Here is a 24,549-nt window from a genome sequence, read left to right as displayed (position 1 = left end):
TCTGTGTGAGTACAAAAGTGAGTAGAATTGTTACCAGATGCGATGAGCCATAGCGCTTTGCCAGCTAAATTGCTAATGAGTATGGATCATCGTTTTATCCTCGGGAGGATATCAAGGCAGGCTCTGTTGCCAGCGAGTTCGCAGTGTCTCCGCATTCTCTACGCCATCGCAGCTGGCGGGAAAATTTTTCCCTGCTTTTCCCCATTCTTCCATGTTATCAGCACCACAAAAAGCCGACTGCCCAGCCTGATAGCCACGTAGGTAGGTTTCACGGTCTATCTGTGGATTACCAAACCATTCCTGTAAGGTGCTATCGTCCTTTACGACCATGCCAGAGGTTGCATCCTGATAACCCGCTTCGTACCAGAATCCTGATTCACTTTTAGCAGGTAACGACGGGACGTTGCTTTGGCATGCTGTCATTAAAAGAATTACAGCCAAGACATAACTGTATTTCATCATCAAACCTTCAATGTTTCGGCCATCGGCCTGAAGAAGCATCGCATCAGGCGATGCCCAATTTTTCTTTCAGTAATTTGAGGTAGCGGCGACTGACGGGGATGTGTTTTCCCGTATGCGTCAATACTTCTGCTGCGCCGTTCTCCATTAACTGGATTTCTTTCAACTGTTCCGTGTTAACCATATATTGCCGATGACAACGGACGAAAGGCGTTTTCTCTTCCAGCGTTTTCAGTGAAAGCTGGGTATAGCCAGATTGACTGACGCCCACGACGTGCACGCCGCTGAGTTCTGAACAAAGATACTCGACTTCCTCAATCTTGAGCAAAAAAATACGATTGTGTCCGTTACAGGGGATGTGGCGAAGCAAGGGTTCTGAAATTATCTGTACGTTTTTGTTTACACTTACGCCGCGGCGTAAACGATTTAGCGTTTTGCTTAGTCGCTGTGCATCGAGTGGCTTGAGTAAATAGTCAAAAGCATGTTCTTCAAATGCCCTCACTGCGTACTCATCATAGGCTGTCACGAAGACGACATAAGGCATATTTTCTGGATCCAACATAGCCACCAGCTCTAATCCGCTGACCTTTGGCATCTGTATATCCAGAAAAATCACATCCGGTTGTAGCCGATGGATAGCCGGGATCGCCTCCAGCGCATTGCTGCATTGTGCAATGATGGTGATATCAGACTCATTTTCCAATAGTAGGCTGAGCTCTTCACGTGCCAGCTGTTCGTCATCGATGATTATGGCTTTCAGCATCCTTCCCCCTTGTTGGCGTGATTCTATCACTATTCCCGCCAGGGATTCGCATGGTTGCGTCGGGAAGTGATAGGCCAGACAGATATCGTTTTTCTGGCAATATTTAGGGTGGTAATTTTTTATTTACACTAAGTGGATTGAAATCTTTACGGTTCATGTTATGGTGTAAACATCACGCGTAGGCAGGTTGTACAGACAGCCGTCTTTACAGGCGATCGCGAACATACCGAACTTTTCAGGAATGGGATCATGCAAAAAGATTCACTTAACAATATTAATATTAGTGCAGAGCAAGTTTTAATTACTCCCGATGAATTGAAAGCCAAGTTTCCGCTTAACGACGCAGAGCAGCGCGATATTGCGCAAGCGAGAGCGACCATTGCGGATATCATTCATGGTCGTGACGATCGGTTGCTGATCGTCTGCGGGCCTTGCTCGATTCATGACACGGATGCTGCGTTGGAATACGCGCGCCGCCTGCAGTCGCTTGCCGCTGAACTGAACGATCGCCTCTACATTGTGATGCGCGTTTATTTTGAAAAACCGCGTACCACCGTGGGCTGGAAAGGGCTCATCAACGATCCGTTCATGGATGGTTCATTTGATGTGGAATCCGGGCTGCATATTGCGCGCGGATTGCTATTGGAACTGGTGAATATGGGACTGCCGCTGGCGACGGAAGCGCTTGATCCGAACAGCCCACAATACCTGGGCGACTTGTTCAGTTGGTCGGCTATCGGCGCACGTACAACGGAATCACAAACGCACCGTGAGATGGCTTCCGGTCTATCGATGCCTGTTGGGTTCAAAAACGGCACGGATGGCAGTTTGGGAACGGCGATCAATGCGATGAGAGCCGCTGCCATGCCACACCGCTTTGTTGGTATCAATCAAACGGGCCAGGTCTGTCTGCTGCAAACGCAAGGAAACATTGATGGCCATGTGATTCTGCGCGGCGGTAAAACACCAAACTACAGTGCACAGGATGTCGCCGAATGTGAAAAACAGATGCAGGAAGCGGGACTGAGACCAGCGCTGATGATAGATTGTAGTCACGGCAATTCGAATAAAGACTACCGCCGTCAGCCACTTGTTGTTGAATCTGCGATTGAACAAATCAAGGCGGGGAATCGTTCCATTATAGGCTTGATGCTGGAAAGCCACCTTAACGAGGGGAGCCAGTCTTCAGAACAGCCGCGTTCAGATATGCGCTACGGTGTATCGGTCACGGATGCCTGTATCAGTTGGGAAAGCACAGAGACGTTGCTGCGTTCCGTTCATCAAGAGCTGAGTGCTGCACGAGTGAAACATTCAGGAGAGTAACAAAATATGGTAGCTGAACTGACCGTATTGCGTGATCAGATAGATGAGGTAGATAAGGAGCTTGTTGCGCTGTTATCACGTCGGTTGCGTTTGGTGGCGGAAGTGGGTGAAGTGAAAAGCCGCCATGGTTTGCCCATCTATGCGCCCGATCGTGAAGCGGCCATGCTTAGCTCGCGTCGTAAAGAAGCGGAGTCGATGGGGGTTCCGCCGGATCTCATTGAGGATATCCTGCGGCGTACCATGCGTGAGTCTTATACCAGTGAAAACGACAAAGGCTTTAAACCGCTGTGCCCGCAGTTGCGTCCGGTTGTCATCATCGGTGGCCGGGGTCAAATGGGCAATCTGTTTGAGAAAATGCTGACGCTGTCGGGCTATCAGGTGAGAATTCTGGAGCAAGATGACTGGCCGCGTGCGGACGAGCTGCTGTCTGATGCTGGCATGGTGATTGTTAGCGTGCCGATTCACGTGACTGAGCAGGTGATTGCTTGTCTGCCTGCTTTGCCAGATGACTGTATTTTGGTTGATTTGGCATCGGTAAAAAATGGCCCGCTTCAGGCAATGCTGGCTGTGCATAGTGGTCCCGTACTTGGGTTACATCCTATGTTTGGGCCAGACAGCGGTAGCCTTGCTAAGCAGGTTGTCGTCTATTGCGATGGGCGGCAGCCGGAAGCCTACCAGTGGTTACTGGAACAGATTCAGGTGTGGGGCGCGCGTCTGCATCGTATCAGTGCAGTCGAACACGATCAGAACATGATGTTCATTCAGGCGCTGCGCCACTTTGCGACATTCGCGTATGGCCTGCATTTAGCGGAAGAGAATGTGCAGCTTGAACAGCTATTAGCGCTGTCATCGCCAATCTATCGTCTGGAATTGATCATGGTTGGACGGCTGTTTGCGCAGGATCCGCAGCTGTATGCCGACATCATTATGTCTTCAGAGGATAATCTGGCGTTGATTAAGCGTTACTACAAACGTTTTGGCGAGGCGATTGAACTACTGGAGCAGACGGATAAGGCTGAATTTATTAACAGCTTCAAGAAGGTCGAACACTGGTTTGGCGACTATGCCAAACGCTTTCAGGCGGAGAGCCGGGTGCTTTTGCGTCAGGCAAACGATATTCGTCAATAAGTACGTTTACTATCTTGGTTGTGTTTAAGAAGCCATCCCGGGGATACCAGGATGGCTTTTTCAATTCTTCGTTCACATCGACTATTCGTTCACATCGACGGGTACGACGTTTTCACTCGGGTAGCAGCCCAACACTTTTAACGAGCGGGTTATAGGGGCTAATCCTTTTAGCGCTTTCTGCATGGCATCGCTGCGCAGGTTGGCTTGTACGTCCAGATAGAACATCTCTTCCCACGGGTTACCGTTGATCGGTCTGGATTCCAGCTTGGTCATCACAATGCCGTTATCACGCAATACCAACAGAGCTTCCACCAGCGCACCTGACTGTTGGCCAGTTGCCATAATTAGCATGGTTTTTGCTGGCACTTGTTCCGTCACGTCAATGGGCTTACGTGCTAATACAATGAAGCGGGTGATGTTTTGCGACTGATTGGCCAGATCGTGTTCCAGCATCTGTAGCTGATAAAGCTGACCACCGGCTTCGCTGCCGAGCGCTGCTGCTTTTGGTGAGTTGAGCGCCGCGACTTTTTCCATCGCCGCAGCCGTGCTCTCACAATATTCAATCTTCCAGTGTGGAAAACGGTTAATGAAATGGCTGCACTGCTGGAACGGTTGCGGGTGGCTGTAAACCGTTTCGATCTGTTCCAGTGACGTATCGGTGGCAACTAAAACGCAGTGATTTATCGGATTGGTTAATTCGCCGACGATGGATAAAGCCGTGTGTTGCAGCAGGTCGTAGACGTCGTTAATCGAACCAGAGCTGGTGTTTTCAATCGGCAGAACGGCATAGTCTGCTTGCCCTGTTTCCACCATGTTGAAGATGTCCTGAAATTTCTGGCAACCACATTCGATAAATTGTTCGAAGTGTCGCGCGGCATATTGGCGAGCGGCAAGATGGGAATAAGATCCTTTCGGACCGAGAAACGCAATACGGGCAGAGTGTGACGTTGTTTGGTTGAGGTGATGCTGTAAGAGTGCCTGCTGCGTCAGTACAGAATCTTCAATGATGAGCTGGAATAAGCGGGTAATGTAGTGGCCATCAAGATGATGCTTTTTCCCAGCAGCGGTCAGTTTATCTAGCAAATCACGCTCACGCTCTTTATCACGGATTGGGCGATGCGAATGCAATTTGCTGCGGGCAACGTCCAACGCGAGTTCTCGTCTTTGTGCCAACAATTCAATTAATTGCAGATCCAATGCGCTGATGCGTTCTCGCAGTGCCAGTAATGGGTTGTCTGTCATGATGCTGTTACCTGTCTTATGTTCTTATATAAAAAAAGCCTCCTGGTCAGGAGGCTTTTTTGTTCGTCTTCGTATTCTTGCTCTTACGACGAATCGCCTCCCAAATCAGGGGAAGGTGAAAAAGAATACGAAGAAGAACAGTTTATTTATCATGTTTACTCGGTTAGTCAGGAGGATATCCAGATTCTGAGTAGGTAAGGTAACTGTTGGCTTTTCATCCTGTCAATACAAAATCGCCGAGCGCAATTTTAAACTAGGGATAGCATTGGCTCTTTAGGGTGCGGATTGCGGAGTTTGATATGCAAAAACGCGCCCTCAGGCGCGTTATATTGAGGTAAAGAGAATGAATTACTCTTCTTGAGTCGGCTGGAGATTCGCTTCTTTGACGCTAGCTACCGCACGTCTGGCTTCACCTTTATGCTGGAGTTTGTCCAACTGGCGTTCGAGCTTGGTAATGAGCTCATTGATGGCGGCATACATATCGTCATGCTTGGCACTGGCAACCAGCGGGCCATTTGGCGTACTGATAGTGCCATCAGCTACAAAACCCTGAGGCTCTTTTGACAGAATGATATGCGGATTAATCAGCTGGGTTTGCCACTTATCCAGCTTAGAAAGACGGTCTTCGACATGTTGACGAATTGCGGGGGTGATATCCATTTGCTTACTGGTAATATTAATAGTCATATAAACTTACCTCTCTGCCTATGTCCGTCTTGGATAATTTCAGCATACAGTGAGTTGTGACAAAAAGCGTGATATTGATCGCTTTTTTTCGTCACTTTTTGTCAAGAAAACGCGATTTGTGAAGCATCATCGGGAATAGGAGGGAAGTACTTGAGGGGGCATCTGGCCTGTGCCATTATTGATAGGATGTATTGACGTTACCGCGCTGTTGTTGACTTCCGTCGACCCGCTTTTTTCTACATCATCATCGATGTATAGCCAATCGCTCGAACCATAAAAAAACGGCAACCGAAGCTGCCGTCTTATTACTCTGTGTCGCTTGTCGTTTATGCTGGGTTCGCCGCGATAACTTTTGCGACTTTGTCCGCCAGTGCGGCCAATTGCAATTCGCGATAGGCATTTTCCATCAACGGCAGGGCATTTTTTGTTGCCTGGGTGTCTGGGTAATCACGCAGCATTTGCTCAACGCGATTAACTACTGCCACATAAGCGCCGCGTTTCGTGTAGTATTGCGCGACAGAAAGTTCATACTTGGCCAGACGCTCTTTGAGATAAACCAAACGCTTGTTTGCGTCGGTGGCGTATTGGCTGTTCGGATATCCCTGAATGAGCTTACTGAAATCCCGAAAAGCGGTGTGAGCATACTGCGGATCGCGATCGGAACGATCAACGCCGAAGAAGCCTTGTAACGCACTATCATCCAACGCCATGTCGGTCAGGCCGCGCATGTACAGGACATAATCCACGTTTGGATGGGTTGGGTTGAGTCGCAGGAAGCGGTCAATAGAAGCTTGGGCCAATGGCAGCTCTGCGGATTTGTAATAGGCGTAGATCAAATCCAACTGTACTTGCTGCGAGTAGGGGCCAAAGGGATACCGGTTATCCAGTGCTTCCAACTGCGTGATGGCTGCTTTAAAGTTGCCGTCTTGCAGTTTTTGTTGAGCATTGGCATAGATTTCAGATGGCGGACTATCAGGAACCGCATCTTTGGAATTGCTGGAGCAACCAGCCAGCGCCAGGCTCAACGTGGCGGCAGCCACCAGATATTTCATACGCGTCATGACGTTTTGATTATCCTCAGAATGTTATTCCGGGAGACTGTCCGTGAAGCTCCCGATTTAGACCAGCTACAATAGTACATTATTTTAAACGGCGTCGCCGTCAAAACCCAACGTTAACGAAGAAGCTGCATAATATGGCACAACAAGTACAACTCACCGCAACGGTGGCCGAATCTCAACTCGGACAACGTTTAGATCAGGCTTTGGCCGAATTGTTCCCTGATTATTCACGATCCCGCATAAAAGAGTGGATTCTTGAGAATCGAGTACAGATTAACGGCAATGTTACCAATAAGCCAAAAGAGAAAGTACTTGGCGGCGAATCGGTAGCGATTGATGCGTTGATTGAAGAAGAAGCACGCTGGGAAGCACAGGATATCAAGCTGGATATCGTGTACGAAGATCAGGATATCCTGGTCATCAATAAACCCAGAGATCTGGTGGTTCACCCCGGTGCGGGTAACCCAGATGGCACGGTATTGAATGCCTTGTTACATCATTATCCCGAGATTGTCGACGTGCCCCGTGCTGGGATTGTGCACCGGCTTGATAAAGATACGACTGGGCTCATGGTGGTTGCGAAAACCGTACCAGCACAGACGCGTTTAGTTGAGGCGCTACAGGCGCGTGAAATTACGCGTGAATATGAAGCCGTTGCGATTGGTTCGATGACCGCGGGTGGCATGGTCGAGCAGCCTATCGCTCGCCACGCAACCAAGCGTACTCATATGGCCGTGCACCCAATGGGTAAACCTGCCGTGACGCATTATCGCATCATGGAACATTTCCGTGCGCATACCCGCTTGCGGTTGCGTCTGGAAACGGGGCGAACCCATCAGATTCGTGTGCACATGGCGCACATTAATCATCCTCTGGTTGGCGATCAGCTATACGGTGGTCGTCCTCGCCCGCCAAAAGGCGCGTCGGAGGATTTCATTGAGACGCTGCGTGGGTTCGATCGTCAGGCGCTGCATGCCACCATGTTGCGTTTCTACCATCCTATTACTGGCATTCACATGGAATGGCATGCGGAATTGCCACAGGATATGGTCGATCTGATTAATGCACTGAAAGCGGATACCGAAGCGTTTAAGGATCAGCTCGACTGGTAATGTATTCAATACGATAAGTGCCGATTTATAGAGGTGACGGACTATGCTGATATACCCCGACTGGCCTTTGCCAGAAAGTGTGAAATCTTGTAGTACGACGCGTGTTGGCGGACGTAGTGTTGTACCTTATGATTCGCTGAATTTAGGGAATCATGTGGGCGATGAGCCTGCGCATGTTACCGCAAATCGGCAAACGCTGGTGGAGATGGCTGGCCTTCCCGCTATGCCGCATTGGTTGGAACAGGTTCATGGCACCGATGTGATTCGTATTGGCGAGACGTCCCCAACGTCCGTTTGTGGTGATGCTGCTTATACGGATAAGAAAGGAAAAGTCTGTGCGGTGATGACGGCTGACTGCTTACCCGTGCTTTTTTGTGCAATCAACGGCGACGAAGTCGCTGCCGCCCATGCTGGCTGGCGGGGATTGCACGCCGGGGTACTGGAAGAAACGTTAGCCTGTTTCCGTGCGCAACCCGCGCAAATTATGGCGTGGCTGGGGCCTGCTATTGGGCCTGATGCCTTTGAGGTCGGTCCTGAAGTTAGGGACGCATTTATTCAGCATGATATGGTTGCGGCCTCTGCATTTCGGCCAGAAGGAAATAAATTTTTTGCCGATATCTACCAACTGGCAAGTCTGCGTTTACGTGCCGCAGGGGTAACGCAAATTTTTGGTGGAAATACCTGTACTGTGAGTGAATCTCACAAATTTTTCTCTTATCGACGTGATGGTGTGACTGGCCGTATGGCAAGTTTAATCTGGCTGATATAACCTATTGAATTAAGACGATCCGAGACAAGTAACGTTTAAATCCTGTCACGACTGGCAAAATAACCTTGAAATTTTTGAGGGATGACCTCATTTAATCTCCAGTAGCAATTTTGACCAGTGTACGGGAGGTGTTATGCGTCTGGATCGTCTTACCAACAAATTCCAACTTGCTCTTGCTGATGCCCAGTCTCTTGCCCTTGGGCGCGATCACCAGTTTATTGAACCACTTCATTTGATGAGCGCTTTGCTTCATCAGGATGGTGGAACTGTTGGTCCACTTCTGACTGTTGCCGGAGCTAATCTTAATCACCTGAAAACTGAAATCGACCAGGCAATCACGCGTTTGCCGCAGGTTGAAGGCACTGATGGTGATGTCCAACCTTCTAACGAGTTAGTCCGCGTATTGAATATGTGTGACAAACTCGCGCAAAAGCGCGGCGATACCTTTATTTCCTCGGAACTTTTCGTGCTTGCTGCTTTGGAGTCTCGCGGCACGCTGGGGGATATATTGAAAAAGGCGGGCGTCACGCAACAAGGTGTAACCAACGCTATCGATCAAGTGAGAGGAGGGGATCAAGTGAACGATCAGGGGGCTGAAGATCAGCGCCAGGCATTGAAAAAATTCACGATTGATCTCACGGAGCGTGCGGAACAAGGCAAACTCGATCCTGTGATCGGGCGTGATGAGGAAATTCGCCGCACTATTCAGGTTCTGCAACGTCGAACCAAAAATAACCCGGTATTAATCGGTGAACCCGGCGTGGGTAAAACCGCGATAGTAGAAGGGTTAGCCCAGCGTATCGTTAATGGCGAAGTGCCGGAAGGCCTGAAAAACAAGCGCGTACTTTCACTGGATATGGGCGCGCTAGTGGCGGGTGCGAAATACCGTGGTGAGTTTGAAGAGCGTTTGAAAGGCGTGCTCAACGACCTGTCTAAGCAGGAAGGCAACGTCATTCTGTTTATTGATGAACTTCATACGATGGTGGGGGCAGGCAAAGCCGATGGCGCGATGGATGCCGGTAATATGCTAAAACCTGCGCTGGCTCGTGGTGAGTTGCATTGCGTCGGGGCGACAACGCTCGATGAGTATCGGCAATATATTGAAAAAGATGCGGCCCTTGAGCGTCGTTTCCAGAAAGTGTTTGTCGCTGAACCTACCGTTGAAGACACGATTGCTATTCTGCGTGGGCTAAAAGAGCGTTATGAATTGCACCATCATGTACAAATTACTGACCCGGCAATTGTTGCGGCGGCAATGCTATCTCATCGCTATATCGCGGATCGCCAGTTACCGGATAAAGCCATAGACCTTATCGATGAGGCTGCATCCAGTATTCGTATTCAGATTGACTCGAAACCCGAGCCTCTCGATCGGCTTGAGCGTCGAATCATCCAGTTAAAGCTGGAGCAACAGGCGCTGAAAAAGGAATCAGATGAAGCCAGCCAAAAGCGACTTGAATTACTGAGTGCGGAACTTGATCAAAAAGAGCGTGAATATTCCCAGCAAGACGAAGAGTGGAAAGCGGAAAAAGCGTCACTCACAGGAACGCAGAATATTAAGGCGTCTTTAGAACAAGCGAAAATTGCGCTGGAACAGGCTCGCCGTCAGGGAGACTTGGGGAGAATGTCTGAGCTGCAATACGGAAAAATCCCTGAGCTGGAGAAACAACTGGCAGCAGCAACGCAGCAGGAAGGGAAAACGATGCACTTGCTGCGTAATCGGGTAACAGATGCTGAAATCGCTGATGTGCTGGCGCGTTGGACTGGGATTCCTGTTTCTCGCATGTTGGAAAGCGAGAAAGCAAAACTATTGCGAATGGAAGATGAGCTGCACCAGCGTGTGATCGGACAGAACGAGGCCGTCGAGGCGGTAGCGAATTCTATTCGTCGCAGTCGGGCAGGGCTATCCGACCCAAATCGTCCTATTGGCTCGTTCCTGTTCCTTGGGCCAACAGGCGTTGGGAAAACGGAACTTTGCAAAACGCTGGCGACTTTCCTCTTCGACAGTGATGACGCCATGGTACGTATTGATATGTCTGAGTTTATGGAGAAACACTCGGTTTCGCGTTTGGTCGGTGCGCCTCCTGGATATGTTGGTTACGAAGAAGGGGGCTATTTGACAGAAGCAGTGCGCCGTCGTCCTTATTCGGTCATTTTGCTGGATGAGATCGAAAAGGCACACCCTGATGTGTTTAATATCCTGCTTCAGGTATTAGATGATGGCCGTCTCACTGATGGGCAGGGTAGAACGGTCGATTTTCGTAATACGGTGGTCATCATGACGTCAAACCTGGGATCCGACCTTATTCAGGAACGTTTTGGTGAGCGTAGCTATACCGAAATGAGAGACATGGTTCTCGAAGTCGTTAGCCATAGTTTCCGTCCTGAATTTATTAACCGTATCGATGAAGTCGTCGTCTTCCACCCATTGGGAAGGTCACATATTACGTCGATTGCGCAAATTCAGCTTCAGAGACTGTACAAGCGTCTTGAAGAGCGTGGATATAGTGTCACTATCACGGATGCGGCTTTAGATATGCTCGGGGAGGTCGGTTTTGATCCTGTTTATGGTGCACGTCCGCTTAAAAGAGCAATACAGCAACTGATAGAGAACCCACTTGCTCAGCAGATACTGGGTGGGAAATTGATACCTGGTAAACCGATCACATTAGATGTCGAAGGAGAACAGATAGTCGCACGACAAGAATAATGTGAAACGGTAAGTAATCAACGGGGACATTTGCCAATCGATGTCCCCGTTTTCATGTCTCAAGCTCAAATTACATTCATTTTTTGTATGGAGAGTGCACGAAACACTGGTTTTTGGTTTGTTTTTGAACGCTTGAAAAATAATTTGCATTTAGCGCTTGTCAGCGTGCAAGAAGTCCCTATAATGCGCCTCCACTGACACGGCAACAGCGACACGCGGTTGTGGTGACAGGAAAAAAGATTCAACGAAGGCGGTCAGTAATGACTTGACTTCACAGCGGAAAAGCATAGTATATGCAGCCCGCGCCACCGATGAAGTGGCACTGCTCTTTAACAATTTAATCAGACAATCTGTGTGGGCACTCACAAGACCGTATCTTAACGATATAAAAAGTCTTGAAGAGTGAACAACAGTAAATTCATTACGAATAAACAGTTACTAATTCTTTGAGCATCGCTGACGAGTTCAGCAAATCAAACAAATCTTAAATTGAAGAGTTTGATCATGGCTCAGATTGAACGCTGGCGGCAGGCCTAACACATGCAAGTCGAGCGGTAGCACAGGAGAGCTTGCTCTCTGGGTGACGAGCGGCGGACGGGTGAGTAATGTCTGGGAAACTGCCTGATGGAGGGGGATAACTACTGGAAACGGTAGCTAATACCGCATAACCTCGCAAGAGCAAAGAGGGGGACCTTCGGGCCTCTCGCCATCAGATGTGCCCAGATGGGATTAGCTAGTAGGTGAGGTAATGGCTCACCTAGGCGACGATCCCTAGCTGGTCTGAGAGGATGACCAGCCACACTGGAACTGAGACACGGTCCAGACTCCTACGGGAGGCAGCAGTGGGGAATATTGCACAATGGGCGCAAGCCTGATGCAGCCATGCCGCGTGTGTGAAGAAGGCCTTCGGGTTGTAAAGCACTTTCAGCGAGGAGGAAGGCAGTCGTGTTAATAGCACGGCTGATTGACGTTACTCGCAGAAGAAGCACCGGCTAACTCCGTGCCAGCAGCCGCGGTAATACGGAGGGTGCAAGCGTTAATCGGAATGACTGGGCGTAAAGCGCACGCAGGCGGTCTGTTAAGTTGGATGTGAAATCCCCGGGCTTAACCTGGGAACTGCATTCAAAACTGACAGGCTAGAGTCTTGTAGAGGGGGGTAGAATTCCAGGTGTAGCGGTGAAATGCGTAGAGATCTGGAGGAATACCGGTGGCGAAGGCGGCCCCCTGGACAAAGACTGACGCTCAGGTGCGAAAGCGTGGGGAGCAAACAGGATTAGATACCCTGGTAGTCCACGCTGTAAACGATGTCGATTTGGAGGTTGTGCCCTTGAGGCGTGGCTTCCGGAGCTAACGCGTTAAATCGACCGCCTGGGGAGTACGGCCGCAAGGTTAAAACTCAAATGAATTGACGGGGGCCCGCACAAGCGGTGGAGCATGTGGTTTAATTCGATGCAACGCGAAGAACCTTACCTACTCTTGACATCCAGAGAATTAGCTAGAGATAGCTGAGTGCCTTCGGGAACTCTGAGACAGGTGCTGCATGGCTGTCGTCAGCTCGTGTTGTGAAATGTTGGGTTAAGTCCCGCAACGAGCGCAACCCTTATCCTTTGTTGCCAGCGATTCGGTCGGGAACTCAAAGGAGACTGCCGGTGATAAACCGGAGGAAGGTGGGGATGACGTCAAGTCATCATGGCCCTTACGAGTAGGGCTACACACGTGCTACAATGGCGTATACAAAGAGAAGCGACCTCGCGAGAGCAAGCGGACCTCATAAAGTACGTCGTAGTCCGGATTGGAGTCTGCAACTCGACTCCATGAAGTCGGAATCGCTAGTAATCGTAGATCAGAATGCTACGGTGAATACGTTCCCGGGCCTTGTACACACCGCCCGTCACACCATGGGAGTGGGTTGCAAAAGAAGTAGGTAGCTTAACCTTCGGGAGGGCGCTTACCACTTTGTGATTCATGACTGGGGTGAAGTCGTAACAAGGTAACCGTAGGGGAACCTGCGGTTGGATCACCTCCTTACCAAGAAGATGTGCGTTAAGTGAAGTGCTCACACAGATTGTCTGATGAAAATAACGAGCAGAAATACCTTAATAGGCTTGTAGCTCAGGTGGTTAGAGCGCACCCCTGATAAGGGTGAGGTCGGTGGTTCAAGTCCACTCAGGCCTACCAACTCTTCCATGAGTGGTATCTAAGGTATCTGTAAGCAACGATGGGGTTATAGCTCAGCTGGGAGAGCGCCTGCCTTGCACGCAGGAGGTCTGCGGTTCGATCCCGCATAGCTCCACCATCACTACTCGCTATATAGAAAACTTCAGAGTGTACCTGTTTGGGTGCACTGCGACGTTTTGCTCTTTAACAATCTGGAACAAGCTGAAAATTGAAACATGACAGCTGAACATACTGATATGACATTTATGTCATGTGAGTGATGTGTCAGTCTGTCAATGAGTCTCTCAAATAATCGCAGCACGACAGTGACTTTGATTAATCAAAGACACCTTCGGGTTGTGAGGTTAAGCGACTAAGCGTACACGGTGGATGCCTAGGCAGTCAGAGGCGATGAAGGGCGTGCTAATCTGCGATAAGCGTCGGTAAGCTGATATGAAGCGTTATACCCGACGATACCCGAATGGGGAAACCCAGTGTGTTTCGACACACTATCATGACATGAATACATAGTGTCATGAGGCGAACCGGGGGAACTGAAACATCTCAGTACCCCGAGGAAAAGAAATCAACCGAGATTCCCCAGTAGCGGCGAGCGAACGGGGAGGAGCCCAGAACCTGAATCAGTTTGTGTGTTAGTGGAAGCGTCTGGAAAGTCGCACAGTAAAGGGTGATAGTCCCGTACACAAAAATGCACAAGCTGTGAGTTCGATGAGTAGGGCGGGACACGTGACATCCTGTCTGAATATGGGGGGACCATCCTCCAAGGCTAAATACTCCTGACTGACCGATAGTGAACCAGTACCGTGAGGGAAAGGCGAAAAGAACCCCGGCGAGGGGAGTGAAATAGAACCTGAAACCGTGTACGTACAAGCAGTGGGAGCCTACTTGTTAGGTGACTGCGTACCTTTTGTATAATGGGTCAGCGACTTATATTCTGTAGCAAGGTTAACCGTATAGGGGAGCCGCAGGGAAACCGAGTCTTAACTGGGCGTTAAGTTGCAGGGTATAGACCCGAAACCCGGTGATCTAGCCATGGGCAGGTTGAAGGTTGGGTAACACTAACTGGAGGACCGAACCGACTAATGTTGAAAAATTAGCGGATGACTTGTGGCTGGGGGTGAAAGGCCAATCAAACCGGGAGATAGCTGGTTCTCCCCGAAAGCTATTTAGGTAGCGCCTCGTGAATTCATCTTCGGGGGTAGAGCACTGTTTCGGCTAGGGGGTCATCCCGACTTACCAACCCGATGCAAACTACGAATACCGAAGAATGTTATCACGGGAGACACACGGCGGGTGCTAACGTTCGTCGTGAAGAGGGAAACAACCCAGACCGCCAGCTAAGGTCCCAAAGTCATGGTTAAGTGGGAAACGATGTGGGAAGGCACAGACAGCCAGGATGTTGGCTTAGAAGCAGCCATCATTTAAAGAAAGCGTAATAGCTCACTGGTCGAGTCGGCCTGCGCGGAAGATGTAACGGGGCTAAACCATGCACCGAAGCTGCGGCAGCGACACTTAGTGTTGTTGGGTAGGGGAGCGTTCTGTAAGCCGTCGAAGGTGGCCTGTGAGGGCTGCTGGAGGTATCAGAAGTGCGAATGCTGACATAAGTAACGATAATGCGGGTGAAAAACCCGCACGCCGGAAGACCAAGGGTTCCTGTCCAACGTTAATCGGGGCAGGGTGAGTCGACCCCTAAGGCGAGGCTGAAAAGCGTAGTCGATGGGAAACAGGTTAATATTCCTGTACTCGGTGTTACTGCGAAGGGGGGACGGAGAAAGCTAGGTTATCCGGGCGACGGTTGTCCCGGTTTAAGCGTGAAGGTGGATGACTTTGGTAAATCCGGGTCATTGTTAACACTGAGGCGTGATGACGAGTCACTACGGTGATGAAGTAACCGATGCTACGCTTCCAGGAAAAGCCTCTAAGCTCCAGGTAACATCAAATCGTACCCCAAACCGACACAGGTGGTCAGGTAGAGAATACTCAGGCGCTTGAGAGAACTCGGGTGAAGGAACTAGGCAAAATGGTGCCGTAACTTCGGGAGAAGGCACGCTGATGGTAGGTGAAGTGACTTGCTCATGGAGCTGAAATCAGTCGAAGATACCAGCTGGCTGCAACTGTTTAATAAAAACACAGCACTGTGCAAACACGAAAGTGGACGTATACGGTGTGACGCCTGCCCGGTGCCGGAAGGTTAATTGATGGGGTCAGCCGCAAGGCGAAGCTCTTGATCGAAGCCCCGGTAAACGGCGGCCGTAACTATAACGGTCCTAAGGTAGCGAAATTCCTTGTCGGGTAAGTTCCGACCTGCACGAATGGCGTAATGATGGCCAGGCTGTCTCCACCCGAGACTCAGTGAAATTGAACTCGCTGTGAAGATGCAGTGTACCCGCGGCAAGACGGAAAGACCCCGTGAACCTTTACTATAGCTTGACACTGAACCTTGAGCCTTGATGTGTAGGATAGGTGGGAGGCTTTGAAGCGTGGACGCCAGTCTGCGTGGAGCCAACCTTGAAATACCACCCTTTAATGTTTGATGTTCTAACGTAGACCCGTAATCCGGGTTGCGGACAGTGTCTGGTGGGTAGTTTGACTGGGGCGGTCTCCTCCCAAAGCGTAACGGAGGAGCACGAAGGTTAGCTAATCCTGGTCGGACATCAGGAGGTTAGTGCAAAGGCATAAGCTAGCTTGACTGCGAGAGTGACAGCTCGAGCAGGTGCGAAAGCAGGTCTTAGTGATCCGGTGGTTCTGAATGGAAGGGCCATCGCTCAACGGATAAAAGGTACTCCGGGGATAACAGGCTGATACCGCCCAAGAGTTCATATCGACGGCGGTGTTTGGCACCTCGATGTCGGCTCATCACATCCTGGGGCTGAAGTAGGTCCCAAGGGTATGGCTGTTCGCCATTTAAAGTGGTACGCGAGCTGGGTTTAGAACGTCGTGAGACAGTTCGGTCCCTATCTGCCGTGGGCGTTGGAAGATTGAGAGGGGTTGCTCCTAGTACGAGAGGACCGGAGTGAACGCACCACTGGTGTACGGGTTGTGATGCCAATTGCATTGCCCGGTAGCTAAGTGCGGAAGAGATAACCGCTGAAAGCATCTAAGCGGGAAACTTGCCTCGAGATGAGTCTTCCCTGGGCACTAGATGCCCCTGAAGGGCCGTTGAAGACGACGACGTAGATAGGCTGGGTGTGTAAGCGTAGCGATACGTTGAGCTAACCAGTACTAATGACCCGAGAGGCTTAACCTTACAACACCGAAGGTGTTTTGAGATGACTCAAAAGACAATACTCAGCTTGTTCAAAGATTGGTTCTGATGGTTGTACAGATAAGAAGCGAAAGCAACTTAAGTGCAACGGTTGGGATGAAACAGAATTTGCCTGGCGGCGATAGCGCGGTGGTCCCACCTGACCCCATGCCGAACTCAGAAGTGAAACGCCGTAGCGCCGATGGTAGTGTGGGGCTTCCCCATGTGAGAGTAGGGAACTGCCAGGCATCAAATTAAGCAGTAAGCCGGAGCAATCTGGTGGTTGTAGAGAAATTCGGTGGAGCGGTAGTTCAGTTGGTTAGAATACCTGCCTGTCACGCAGGGGGTCGCGGGTTCGAGCCCCGTCCGTTCCGCCACTTATTATGAAAAAAGCCCTAAGCGTTAGCTTAGGGCTTTTTTCATATTTGAATATTAGAATTTTTAGATGAATCTTCCTCTTTGTTTTGTCGATCTGATCTGTCCTTGATTTAATGCCCACCTTGTTTTCAAATCAGTCAACGAAAGCGAGGTCACAATGACGATGTAGTAGCCCCCATTTAAACCGGACACTTCATCAATAAGACATAGGCATAGACCTATGTTTAAGGAGTGTCTTGTGCAAAGAATCGAAGTGATCACTGGCGAGCAGAAGCGACGCCGTTATACTGCCGAAGAAAAATCCCGTTTTGTTGCGCTGTCCATGCAACCCGGCTATTCCGTTTCTCTGGTTGCCCGGCAATATGGCATTACACCCAGTCTGCTTTTTAAATGGAAACGACTTATGAACGAAGGTGGCCAATCTGCGATCGCTGCTGGCGATGACGTTGTCAGTGTTGCTGAAGTTAAGGCACTGGAAAAAAAGGTAAAACAGCTTGAGCAGATGCTGGGACGTAAAACAATGGAAGCCGAAATCCTCCGCGATGCGCTGGAGATAGCGCAGTCAAAAAAGTTGATATCGCGCATGCCATTGCTGCCACCGGACGATATCCCCTAATCCGGATAACACAGGTACTGCAGGTATCACGCTCTAATCTTTATGAACGCCTGAGTGGGCAGCGACTGCCCCGTATGGCGCGTTACAGCAAAGAAGCGGATGAGGAATTATTGCCATCAATCAGACAGATATGCAGCCAGCGCTCGACAAATGGCTATCGCAGGGTCACCGCACATCTGAATCGCAGGTTAAAGGAAGACGGTCGCCGGGTAAATCCAAAGCGGATATACCGGATCATGAAACACCATAACCTGCTGCTGGCAAAATCGGGTCATGAGAAAAAACACCGCAACCATACCGGTAGTGTGATCACACTGAAACCGGATACCCGGTGGTGCTCTGACGGCTTTGAAATCCGCTGCTGGAACCGTGAAGTGGTACGAGTGGTGTTCAGCCTGGACTGCTGTGACCGAGAGGTTATCGGCTGGAGTGCCACCACAGGGGGTATCAGCAGTGTAATGGTACAGGATCTGCTGACAGAAAGTCTGGAGAAGCGGTTCGGTAACGCACTGATGGTCCCACATGCAGTAGAATGGCTGACTGATAACGGCAGTTGCTACATAGCCGATGCCACGCGTACGTTCGCCAGTTCACTGGGGTTCATCGTGTGTACCACCCCAGTACGTAGCCCGGAAAGCAACGGCATGGCAGAATCGTTCGTCAAGACGTTCAAGCGGGATTACGTCTACGTAAATGACCTGCCGGATGCAGTATCAGTGATGGAAAAAATGGCAGAATGGATGGAGGACTATAATAACCTGCATCCGCACAAGGGGCTGAATATGAAATCCCCACGCGAATATCGCGATGCCATGTTAGCTGCTAATTAGCCGTGTCCGTTTTAGTAGGGGCAACTCCAGACGAGACAACAATATACCCCAGAGTTCAAGCGCAGAGCTGTCGCGTGACTGCTCGAAAGCGGCAAGCCTGTTGCCCGTATAGCACAGGAGCTTGATATTAAAGAGAACACGCTCTACAACTGGAAAAAACTCTATCAGGATAAGGCGGGGGGCTTTGCGCGGGAAAGCCGCTAAAATACGCCATGGTCACTCAGTTATCGGCTTTCCATGCGGTGAAACGCATTTGCCTGTTGCTCAATGTCAGCATGCGGGGTTATCGCTCATGACGCAACCGAACACCCAGTCAACGACAGGTGGCTGACGACATCCTGAACCTGAGTAACAGACTGAACACTCAGGTTGTGATTGAGGCACTGGAGAGGGCGATAAAGCGGCGAAAGCCGACAAGGCAGGTGATAGCGCATTCGGACAGAGGGCGTCAATATGCGAGCCATCGATATCGGGACGTGCTGAAAGATAACGATTTACGCTGCTCAATGAGTGGAAAGGGTTGCTGTTACGATAATGCAGTAATGGAAAGCTTTTATCACACGCTGAAAACGGGGCTGATGTGTGGAAAAGCGTTTGTCAGCAGAGAAGAGGCGCTGAACGTGATATTCGATTATATCGAGGTGTTTTATCATCGTCGTCGCAACCATTCAACGCGGGGTTATCAAACACCGGTGGATTATGAAATGATGGCGTAATTAGGTGGGAGTAATTTCAGGGACAGATCACCTATCACTGAGCGTACATTGCAAGTCGGCGATAAAATTCTTATAACGGAAGTGGGCTCTTTTTTGATAGGGTATTTGGTGTATTGAAACTGATAGTGGATGAGGCGTGCGGAAAAGAACCTATGCAATGAGGTATGTTGCCGGCCAACCAGCTGAACGTATCTTTCCTCCCGGGGAAATGCATTATCCGGGGCAAGTGCTACCGACAGGCTCATTGTTGCTGGAGGGGGATGTTTTACGTGTAATGGTGTGGAACATTTTTAAGCAGCAACGAATGAATTGGCTTTCCGTATTGCAGAATTTTGGCAAAGGTACCCAATTAGTCCTGTTGCAGGAAGCGCAAAGTACGCCAGAGCTCATCCGTTTTGCAACCACCAACTACCTCTCAGCCGATCAGGTCCCCGCCATTATCCTCCCGCAACATCCATCCGGTGTAATGACGCTATCAGCAGCCCAGCCAGTATATTGCTGCCCCTTACGTGAAAGGGAACCCTTGTTGCGTTTGGCTAAGTCCTCTTTGGTGACGGTCTACGCGCTTCAAAATGGCCAAAGACTGATGGTTATTAATATCCATGCGGTTAACTTTAGCTTTGGTGTTGAGGTTTATACTAAGCAGTTGGCTACAATTGGGGAGCAACTTGTACATCATCAGGGGCCCGCTATTATGGCTGGAGATTTTAATGCATGGAGCCAGCAGCGTATCAACGCACTTAATCGGTTTGCGGCAAGGATGGGGCTGCAGGAGGTACATTTCGTTGATGACCACCGGCGCAAGGCTTTTGGTCGACCACTCGATTTCGTCTTTTACCGTGAGCTGACTGTTAACCAGTCTTCTGTATTAGTGACTCAGGCCTCAGATCACAACCCACTGCTCGTCGAATTTAGCCTGAGTTTATCGCTATAAAAAAACAGCCCTCTACATCTGTAGGAGGGCTGTTTTCCATTACTGATTCTGATATGACGTTAAGAATCAGGTTTTATATTGCTGCTAACATAAAGCGTCAGACGATCGCCTGGCTGAATATTGGCATTCTTGTTGATAACCGTATTCCAGCGCATCACATCAGCGATATTTACACCGTGACGTTTGGCAATGCTTGCCAGTGAATCACCCTTCCTAACCTGGTAGGTGATAGAACTACTATTGCCTGAAGCTTTGGCAACTTGCAGCGTTTGACCAACCTTGAGCGCACCTGCGCTACGTAAATTGTTCCAGCTCTGCAAATCTTTCGTGCTGACATTAAGCCGTGCCGCAATGGCTGATAAGGTATCACCTGAGCGTACCTTATACTGCTGTGATGCTGGCGTTGACTGTGTTTGCGCTAAGCGTGTTGGTTGAATCGCTGCGATGTCACCATCAGCCAGTGAATCTTTCAACTGCTCAACGTGAGCTTTAGGAACCATAATGTAATGTGGCCCATTTGGCGCGGTAACATTACGTTTATAGCCCGAGTTATAGCTCTTCAGCTTATTCAACGACAAACCAGCCATCTCAGCGGCTTGTGTCAATTCTATCTGCTGCCCCAGCTCGACCTTTGCTAATGCACGGCTTTCATTGGGCTGCGGTAGGCTCACGCCATACTTCTTACTGTTTTTAAGAATATCGCTCAAAGCCAGCATCTTAGGAACATAGATCGACGTTTCACGCGGTAACGCCAGTGCCCAGAAGTTGGTTGATTTCCCTTTTGCTTTATTCGCTTTCATCGCCTGCATGACGCGGCCTTCACCACTGTTATAAGCAGCAACTGTCAATAACCAGTCGCCATCAAACATTGTGTTAAGTCGTTGCATCATATCCAGCGCAGCTGTCGTAGACGCAATCACGTCGCGACGTCCGTCGTACCACTGGTTTTGTTTCAAACCATAATTACGTCCTGTGCCAGGGATAATCTGCCATAGCCCAGCGGCATTGGCGGATGATGTGGCACTTGGATCAAAAGCGCTCTCCACTATGGGTAGCAGTACCAGTTCCATCGGCATTTTACGTTGCTTAATCTGCTCGACTATCCAGTACATGTACGGCTCTGCCCGTAATGTTACATCGTGGAGATAGCTCTTATTTTTCAAATAACGCGTTTTTTGTTCGCGGATCCGGGCGTTTTCCGGAACCTCCATCTTCAGCTCGTCGCCAATGAAGTTCCACAGATCTCGTTGCGCGAGGCTATCGTCATCTAACCATCGCGCGGAGGCCTTTCGGCCATCTGTGTACTTTCCTGCTTCACTTTGACTTGCCGAAGACAAACTCTGTTGCATGCTGTTTAGGTTGCGAGGTGTCATGTGGTGAGACCTGACAACCCGCCAGCAAGACTGAGGCGATGAGCATCGCTTTAGCCTTCATATGTTGGTCAATAGTTGCTTAAAAAGACGAGCAAGGATACTTTGATTAGATGAATAGCACAACCTAAACCTTCAGAAGCAGTCTTTCTTGCTGCGTAGCATCTCAAAAACTTGCCAATTCTCTATATCTTCAGGTTTCTTTGATAATTTCCTTTTTAAATCAATTTCATGACAGCGTAGGAATAGGTTAATTCTTCTCTCCAGCCCTAATGTGGTAGGTAAGCTAGACTGCAATTTTTCTCGTATCTGACTGATTTCATGGAGATAAGCTTCAATATTGGGATCTTCTGGCAATATCGCATTAGAAAATCTTAAGTTTGATAGTGTGTATTCATGAGCACAGACACTACCGTATCATTAGGGAGTTTCGCTATTTTTTTGAATTGATTCCATCTGTCTCGGTGTGCCTTCAAGAATACGACCGCATCCCGCTGAAAATAGGGTGTCACCACAGAACAAAAATGGCGCATTGTAGTAAGCAATATGACCTGATGTGTGTCCTGGAACCTCAATTACAGAAAATTCCGAATTTAACAAAGAGACGGTATTTCCTTCTTCCACCAGGTAGGTTGCGCCGCATTTAGCGGTTTCTTTTGGACCAAAAAACAGGCAGATTAGGGTAATGCCTGAGGAGCTCACTGACGCCTCCTACATGGTCATTATGATGGTGAGTGAGTAAGATTGCTTTGGGGAAAAGTGAGTGTTGAGCGAGCGCATTAAGCACTGGGGTCGCTTCACCAGGATCGACGATCACACAGCGGTTTTCTTTATTGCTCAATAGCCAAATGTAGTTGTCCTGAAGTGCGGGGATACTGATAAGATTCATTCATCACCCTTTTTTTCTAGCAGCCTGAGGACGAGAACAGAAGATGAAATTAGCACGAACCCCTCAGACCATGGTTGCACCTGATTCATGGGATTATATCACCTGCGGGCAATTTTATCGCGAGTCGATTGAACTGGCTTTGTTGCCATGGTGGCCAAAACTCTTGGTTTTCATCTTATTAAGGTAGGAGCGCTAAGCGCGGGAATCCATGTAACAGAGTGCGCGATTGCGCATCAGGTTAATGTTGCTCCACATGGTGTAATCTTCAGGTTATAGCAGATGCTCATCAATTACCTTTCTCTGAAAAGTCGATCGATGCCTGCTTGCTTGCTCAAACGCTGTCTTATTCATCGGACCCGCACCGTATTTTGCGGGAGGTTGATCGTGTCTTGATCGATGACGGTTGGCTAATTCTGAGCACGTTTAACCCGATCAGTCTGGTTGGTCTGGGTAAACTGATCCCCAGACTCAATAAAAAACACCCTTATTGCAGCCGCATGTTTACTCAAATGCGTATTACGGACTGGCTGGGAGTATTGAATTATGAGGTTATCCATCAAACCCATTTTCACGTTACGCCATGGCGAAGAAACAAGGGGAAGTTGAATAAACATATTCCGATGCTGGGGTGCCTGACGCTGATTATTGCCCGGAAGCGCACCATTCCGCTGACGTTTACGCCGATGAGGGCGAGGTTGCGCAAAGCATCAGTGCGCCGCACGGTGGGCGCAACAAAGATATATCGGAGATGAGGCGGACGCCTACGGTGATTTACTCAGCCTGATAACCGGTGTCTTCAAGCGTTGGTGCACTTGCGGCTGCGCGAGCGAGTTCATCACAGCGCTCGTTTTCAGGATGCCCAGCGTGTCCTTTTACCCATTCCCATTGCACGGAATGGTGTTGAATCGCGGCATCCAGTTTTTGCCAGAGATCGACGTTTTTGACCGGTTTTTTGTCGGCGGTTTTCCAGCCACGTTTTTTCCAGTTATGAATCCAACTGGTTATTCCCTGACGAACATATTGGCTGTCAGTGCAGAGCACCACATCGCACGCGGTAGTCAGTGTTTCAAGTGCTGCAATCGCAGCCATCAGCTCCATTCTGTTATTCGTCGTAAGACGATAACCTGCACTTAACGCTTTTTCGTGCTGCTTGTAGCGCAGCAGGGCGCCATAGCCGCCGGGGCCGGGATTACCGAGGCAAGATCCGTCGGTGAAAATTTCTACCTGTTTGCGCATCTCTGGTAGACTCTCCCTTATGGTAAAAACGGCAAGTCTGACATAAAACGAAAACGATGAGCACTGAAATTACGCGACAAATCGTCCTGGATACAGAAACCACCGGTATGAATAAGCTGGGGGTTCACTACGAAGGGCATAAAATTATCGAGATCGGTGCGGTCGAAGTGATTAACCGCCGCCTGACTGGCCGTCATTTTCACGTCTATATCAAACCCGATCGTTTAGTCGATCCCGAAGCGTATAACGTACACGGTATTAGCGATGAGTTTCTTGCTGACTATCCGACGTATGCCGATATCGTGGATGAGTTCCTCGATTTTATCCGTGGCGCGGAGCTGGTCATTCATAACGCGACGTTTGATATCGGCTTTATGGATTACGAATTTCGGTTGCTGAACCGAGATCTTCCCAAGACGGAGACGTTCTGTAAGATCACCGATAGCCTGTTGATGGCGCGGAAGATTTTTCCCGGTAAGCGTAACAGTTTGGATGCGCTCTGCGATCGCTACCAGATAGATAACAGCAAGCGTACGCTGCACGGCGCATTGCTCGATGCCGAGATTCTGGCAGAAGTTTATCTGGCGATGACTGGCGGTCAAACGTCTCTGACTTTTTCTATGGAAGGTGAAACGCAGCAGAAGAGCGAGAATACCGAAACGATCCAGAGAATCGTCCGCCCTCAATCGGCGTTAAAGGTACTTTACGCTGATGAGGCAGAGCTGTTGGCGCATGAACAACGTCTGGATCTGATTGCTAAAAAAGGCGGTAGTTGCCTGTGGCGGGCAGAATAGCACTGCCGTAATATCGTCCTTTGCGCAGTAAAAAGAATCGGTTGATCGCACCGTGGGTGAGAGAATAGCCAGTAAGATGAAATTATAAGCAAACAGAAGCGGTTAGTTAT

The 24,549-nt window shown here is 49.5% G+C and carries 15 protein-coding genes, 3 tRNA genes, 3 rRNA genes, 5 pseudogenes and 1 other annotated feature; of the genes and pseudogenes, 18 read left to right on the top strand and 8 right to left on the bottom strand.

What is annotated here, in order from left to right:
- Positions 1 to 111 precede the first annotated feature (111 nt).
- Positions 112 to 459: a DUF2799 domain-containing protein gene (locus EO763_RS16600; protein ID WP_103158077.1), complete on the bottom strand. Its 348-nt coding sequence runs from the start codon at positions 457 to 459 to the stop codon at positions 112 to 114.
- A gap of 46 nt (positions 460 to 505) precedes the next feature.
- A complete protein-coding gene (gene btsR / locus EO763_RS16595; protein ID WP_010306189.1) occupies positions 506 to 1,222 on the bottom strand; it encodes a two-component system response regulator BtsR in 717 nt (238 codons plus the stop codon).
- Positions 1,223 to 1,471: 249 nt separating this feature from the next.
- Between btsR and EO763_RS16590 the strand changes: the two genes are divergently transcribed.
- The gene (locus tag EO763_RS16590; protein ID WP_161529608.1) at positions 1,472 to 2,545 is read left to right on the top strand and encodes a 3-deoxy-7-phosphoheptulonate synthase; all 1,074 of its coding nucleotides are present in this window, start codon (positions 1,472 to 1,474) and stop codon (positions 2,543 to 2,545) included.
- Positions 2,546 to 2,551: 6 nt separating this feature from the next.
- Positions 2,552 to 3,673 (top strand): bifunctional chorismate mutase/prephenate dehydrogenase, encoded by a 1,122-nt coding sequence (gene tyrA, locus EO763_RS16585; protein WP_161529607.1) that lies wholly within the window; start codon positions 2,552 to 2,554, stop codon positions 3,671 to 3,673.
- 81 nt (positions 3,674 to 3,754) lie between these two features.
- Here tyrA and pheA read toward each other — a convergent pair whose 3' ends face one another.
- The 3 genes from pheA to bamD all read right to left on the bottom strand — a co-directional run bounded on the left by pheA (position 3,755) and on the right by bamD (position 6,663).
- On the bottom strand, positions 3,755 to 4,915 hold the full coding sequence (gene pheA, locus EO763_RS16580; RefSeq protein WP_161529606.1) for a bifunctional chorismate mutase/prephenate dehydratase: 1,161 nt from the start codon (positions 4,913 to 4,915) through the stop codon (positions 3,755 to 3,757).
- A gap of 28 nt (positions 4,916 to 4,943) precedes the next feature.
- Positions 4,944 to 5,069 (bottom strand) — a sequence feature (Phe leader region).
- A gap of 194 nt (positions 5,070 to 5,263) precedes the next feature.
- A complete protein-coding gene (raiA, locus tag EO763_RS16575; protein WP_010306175.1) occupies positions 5,264 to 5,602 on the bottom strand; it encodes a ribosome-associated translation inhibitor RaiA in 339 nt (112 codons plus the stop codon).
- Between the two features lie 326 nt (positions 5,603 to 5,928).
- The gene (gene bamD, locus EO763_RS16570) at positions 5,929 to 6,663 is read right to left on the bottom strand and encodes an outer membrane protein assembly factor BamD (protein WP_161529605.1); all 735 of its coding nucleotides are present in this window, start codon (positions 6,661 to 6,663) and stop codon (positions 5,929 to 5,931) included.
- Between the two features lie 134 nt (positions 6,664 to 6,797).
- Here bamD and rluD point away from each other — a divergent pair, with 134 nt between their 5' ends.
- The 14 genes and pseudogenes from rluD (at position 6,798) to EO763_RS16505 (ending at position 20,150) form a co-directional block, all read left to right on the top strand.
- On the top strand, positions 6,798 to 7,775 hold the full coding sequence (rluD, locus tag EO763_RS16565; protein WP_039475975.1) for a 23S rRNA pseudouridine(1911/1915/1917) synthase RluD: 978 nt from the start codon (positions 6,798 to 6,800) through the stop codon (positions 7,773 to 7,775).
- 43 nt (positions 7,776 to 7,818) lie between these two features.
- Positions 7,819 to 8,544 (top strand): purine nucleoside phosphorylase YfiH, encoded by a 726-nt coding sequence (yfiH, locus tag EO763_RS16560; RefSeq protein ID WP_161529604.1) that lies wholly within the window; start codon positions 7,819 to 7,821, stop codon positions 8,542 to 8,544.
- Between the two features lie 133 nt (positions 8,545 to 8,677).
- Complete coding sequence (gene clpB, locus EO763_RS16555; protein WP_161529603.1) at positions 8,678 to 11,254, top strand: ATP-dependent chaperone ClpB; 2,577 nt, start codon at positions 8,678 to 8,680, stop codon at positions 11,252 to 11,254.
- 486 nt (positions 11,255 to 11,740) lie between these two features.
- A 16S ribosomal RNA gene (locus EO763_RS16550) occupies positions 11,741 to 13,282 on the top strand.
- Between the two features lie 73 nt (positions 13,283 to 13,355).
- Positions 13,356 to 13,432 (top strand) — tRNA-Ile (locus EO763_RS16545).
- Positions 13,433 to 13,474: 42 nt separating this feature from the next.
- Positions 13,475 to 13,550: transfer RNA gene (locus tag EO763_RS16540), tRNA-Ala, on the top strand.
- Positions 13,551 to 13,774: 224 nt separating this feature from the next.
- Positions 13,775 to 16,679: ribosomal RNA gene (locus EO763_RS16535) — 23S ribosomal RNA — on the top strand.
- A gap of 129 nt (positions 16,680 to 16,808) precedes the next feature.
- Positions 16,809 to 16,924 (top strand): 5S ribosomal RNA (gene rrf, locus EO763_RS16530).
- The 16S, 23S and 5S rRNA genes sit together here with 3 tRNA genes alongside, the layout of an rRNA operon.
- Positions 16,925 to 16,976: 52 nt before the next feature.
- Positions 16,977 to 17,053: transfer RNA gene (locus tag EO763_RS16525), tRNA-Asp, on the top strand.
- 221 nt (positions 17,054 to 17,274) lie between these two features.
- Positions 17,275 to 18,500, top strand: a protein-coding gene (locus EO763_RS16520) for an IS3 family transposase (protein ID WP_244321988.1) whose coding sequence is annotated in 2 segments (ribosomal slippage) — positions 17,275 to 17,617 and positions 17,617 to 18,500 — 1,227 coding nt in all. Because the reading frame shifts where the segments join, the coding sequence is not laid out codon by codon here.
- Positions 18,501 to 18,578: 78 nt separating this feature from the next.
- Positions 18,579 to 18,704: a transposase gene (locus EO763_RS23965; protein ID WP_161530423.1), complete on the top strand. Its 126-nt coding sequence runs from the start codon at positions 18,579 to 18,581 to the stop codon at positions 18,702 to 18,704.
- Between the two features lie 119 nt (positions 18,705 to 18,823).
- Positions 18,824 to 18,961: pseudogene (locus EO763_RS23960) on the top strand (hypothetical protein); the annotation flags it as partial.
- 81 nt (positions 18,962 to 19,042) lie between these two features.
- On the top strand, positions 19,043 to 19,216 hold the full coding sequence (locus EO763_RS23665; RefSeq protein ID WP_244322006.1) for an IS3 family transposase: 174 nt from the start codon (positions 19,043 to 19,045) through the stop codon (positions 19,214 to 19,216).
- A gap of 136 nt (positions 19,217 to 19,352) precedes the next feature.
- Positions 19,353 to 20,150, top strand: a complete 798-nt coding sequence (locus EO763_RS16505) for an endonuclease/exonuclease/phosphatase family protein (protein WP_161529601.1) — start codon at positions 19,353 to 19,355, stop codon at positions 20,148 to 20,150.
- Between the two features lie 59 nt (positions 20,151 to 20,209).
- Here the strand turns inward: EO763_RS16505 and mltD are convergent.
- Positions 20,210 to 21,584 (bottom strand): annotated as a pseudogene (mltD, locus tag EO763_RS16500) (murein transglycosylase D).
- Positions 21,585 to 21,655: 71 nt separating this feature from the next.
- Positions 21,656 to 22,409, bottom strand: a pseudogene (gene gloB / locus EO763_RS16495) (hydroxyacylglutathione hydrolase).
- A 43-nt stretch (positions 22,410 to 22,452) separates the two neighbouring features.
- Here gloB and EO763_RS16490 point away from each other — a divergent pair.
- Positions 22,453 to 23,161: pseudogene (locus EO763_RS16490) on the top strand (class I SAM-dependent methyltransferase).
- 19 nt (positions 23,162 to 23,180) lie between these two features.
- Here EO763_RS16490 and rnhA read toward each other — a convergent pair.
- Positions 23,181 to 23,748, bottom strand: a pseudogene (rnhA, locus tag EO763_RS16485) (ribonuclease HI).
- On the opposite strand from rnhA, the gene dnaQ reads away from it, so the two are divergent.
- Positions 23,702 to 24,439 (top strand): DNA polymerase III subunit epsilon, encoded by a 738-nt coding sequence (gene dnaQ / locus EO763_RS16480; protein WP_161529599.1) that lies wholly within the window; start codon positions 23,702 to 23,704, stop codon positions 24,437 to 24,439. The pseudogene rnhA and the gene dnaQ overlap by 47 nt on opposite strands.
- Positions 24,440 to 24,549 lie beyond the last annotated feature (110 nt).

The organism is Pectobacterium odoriferum, from assembly GCF_009931295.1.
Lineage (GTDB): Bacteria > Pseudomonadota > Gammaproteobacteria > Enterobacterales > Enterobacteriaceae > Pectobacterium > Pectobacterium odoriferum.
Note: the sequence above shows the minus strand (reverse complement) of the source record. Positions and strands in the feature narration are given on the sequence as shown.

Excerpts from the sequence above, each read along its gene's own strand:
- rluD (WP_039475975.1), top strand. The coding sequence starts at position 6,798 with ATGGCACAACAAGTACAACTCACCGCAACGGTGGCCGAATCTCAACTC.
- dnaQ (WP_161529599.1), top strand. The coding sequence starts at position 23,702 with ATGAGCACTGAAATTACGCGACAAATCGTCCTGGATACAGAAACCACC.
- raiA (WP_010306175.1), bottom strand. The coding sequence starts at position 5,602 with ATGACTATTAATATTACCAGTAAGCAAATGGATATCACCCCCGCAATT.
- tyrA (WP_161529607.1), top strand. The coding sequence starts at position 2,552 with ATGGTAGCTGAACTGACCGTATTGCGTGATCAGATAGATGAGGTAGAT.
- EO763_RS23665 (WP_244322006.1), top strand. The coding sequence starts at position 19,043 with ATGGAAAGCTTTTATCACACGCTGAAAACGGGGCTGATGTGTGGAAAA.
- yfiH (WP_161529604.1), top strand. The coding sequence starts at position 7,819 with ATGCTGATATACCCCGACTGGCCTTTGCCAGAAAGTGTGAAATCTTGT.
- pheA (WP_161529606.1), bottom strand. The coding sequence starts at position 4,915 with ATGACAGACAACCCATTACTGGCACTGCGAGAACGCATCAGCGCATTG.
- btsR (WP_010306189.1), bottom strand. The coding sequence starts at position 1,222 with ATGCTGAAAGCCATAATCATCGATGACGAACAGCTGGCACGTGAAGAG.
- clpB (WP_161529603.1), top strand. The coding sequence starts at position 8,678 with ATGCGTCTGGATCGTCTTACCAACAAATTCCAACTTGCTCTTGCTGAT.
- bamD (WP_161529605.1), bottom strand. The coding sequence starts at position 6,663 with ATGACGCGTATGAAATATCTGGTGGCTGCCGCCACGTTGAGCCTGGCG.
- EO763_RS16600 (WP_103158077.1), bottom strand. The coding sequence starts at position 459 with ATGAAATACAGTTATGTCTTGGCTGTAATTCTTTTAATGACAGCATGC.
- EO763_RS16590 (WP_161529608.1), top strand. The coding sequence starts at position 1,472 with ATGCAAAAAGATTCACTTAACAATATTAATATTAGTGCAGAGCAAGTT.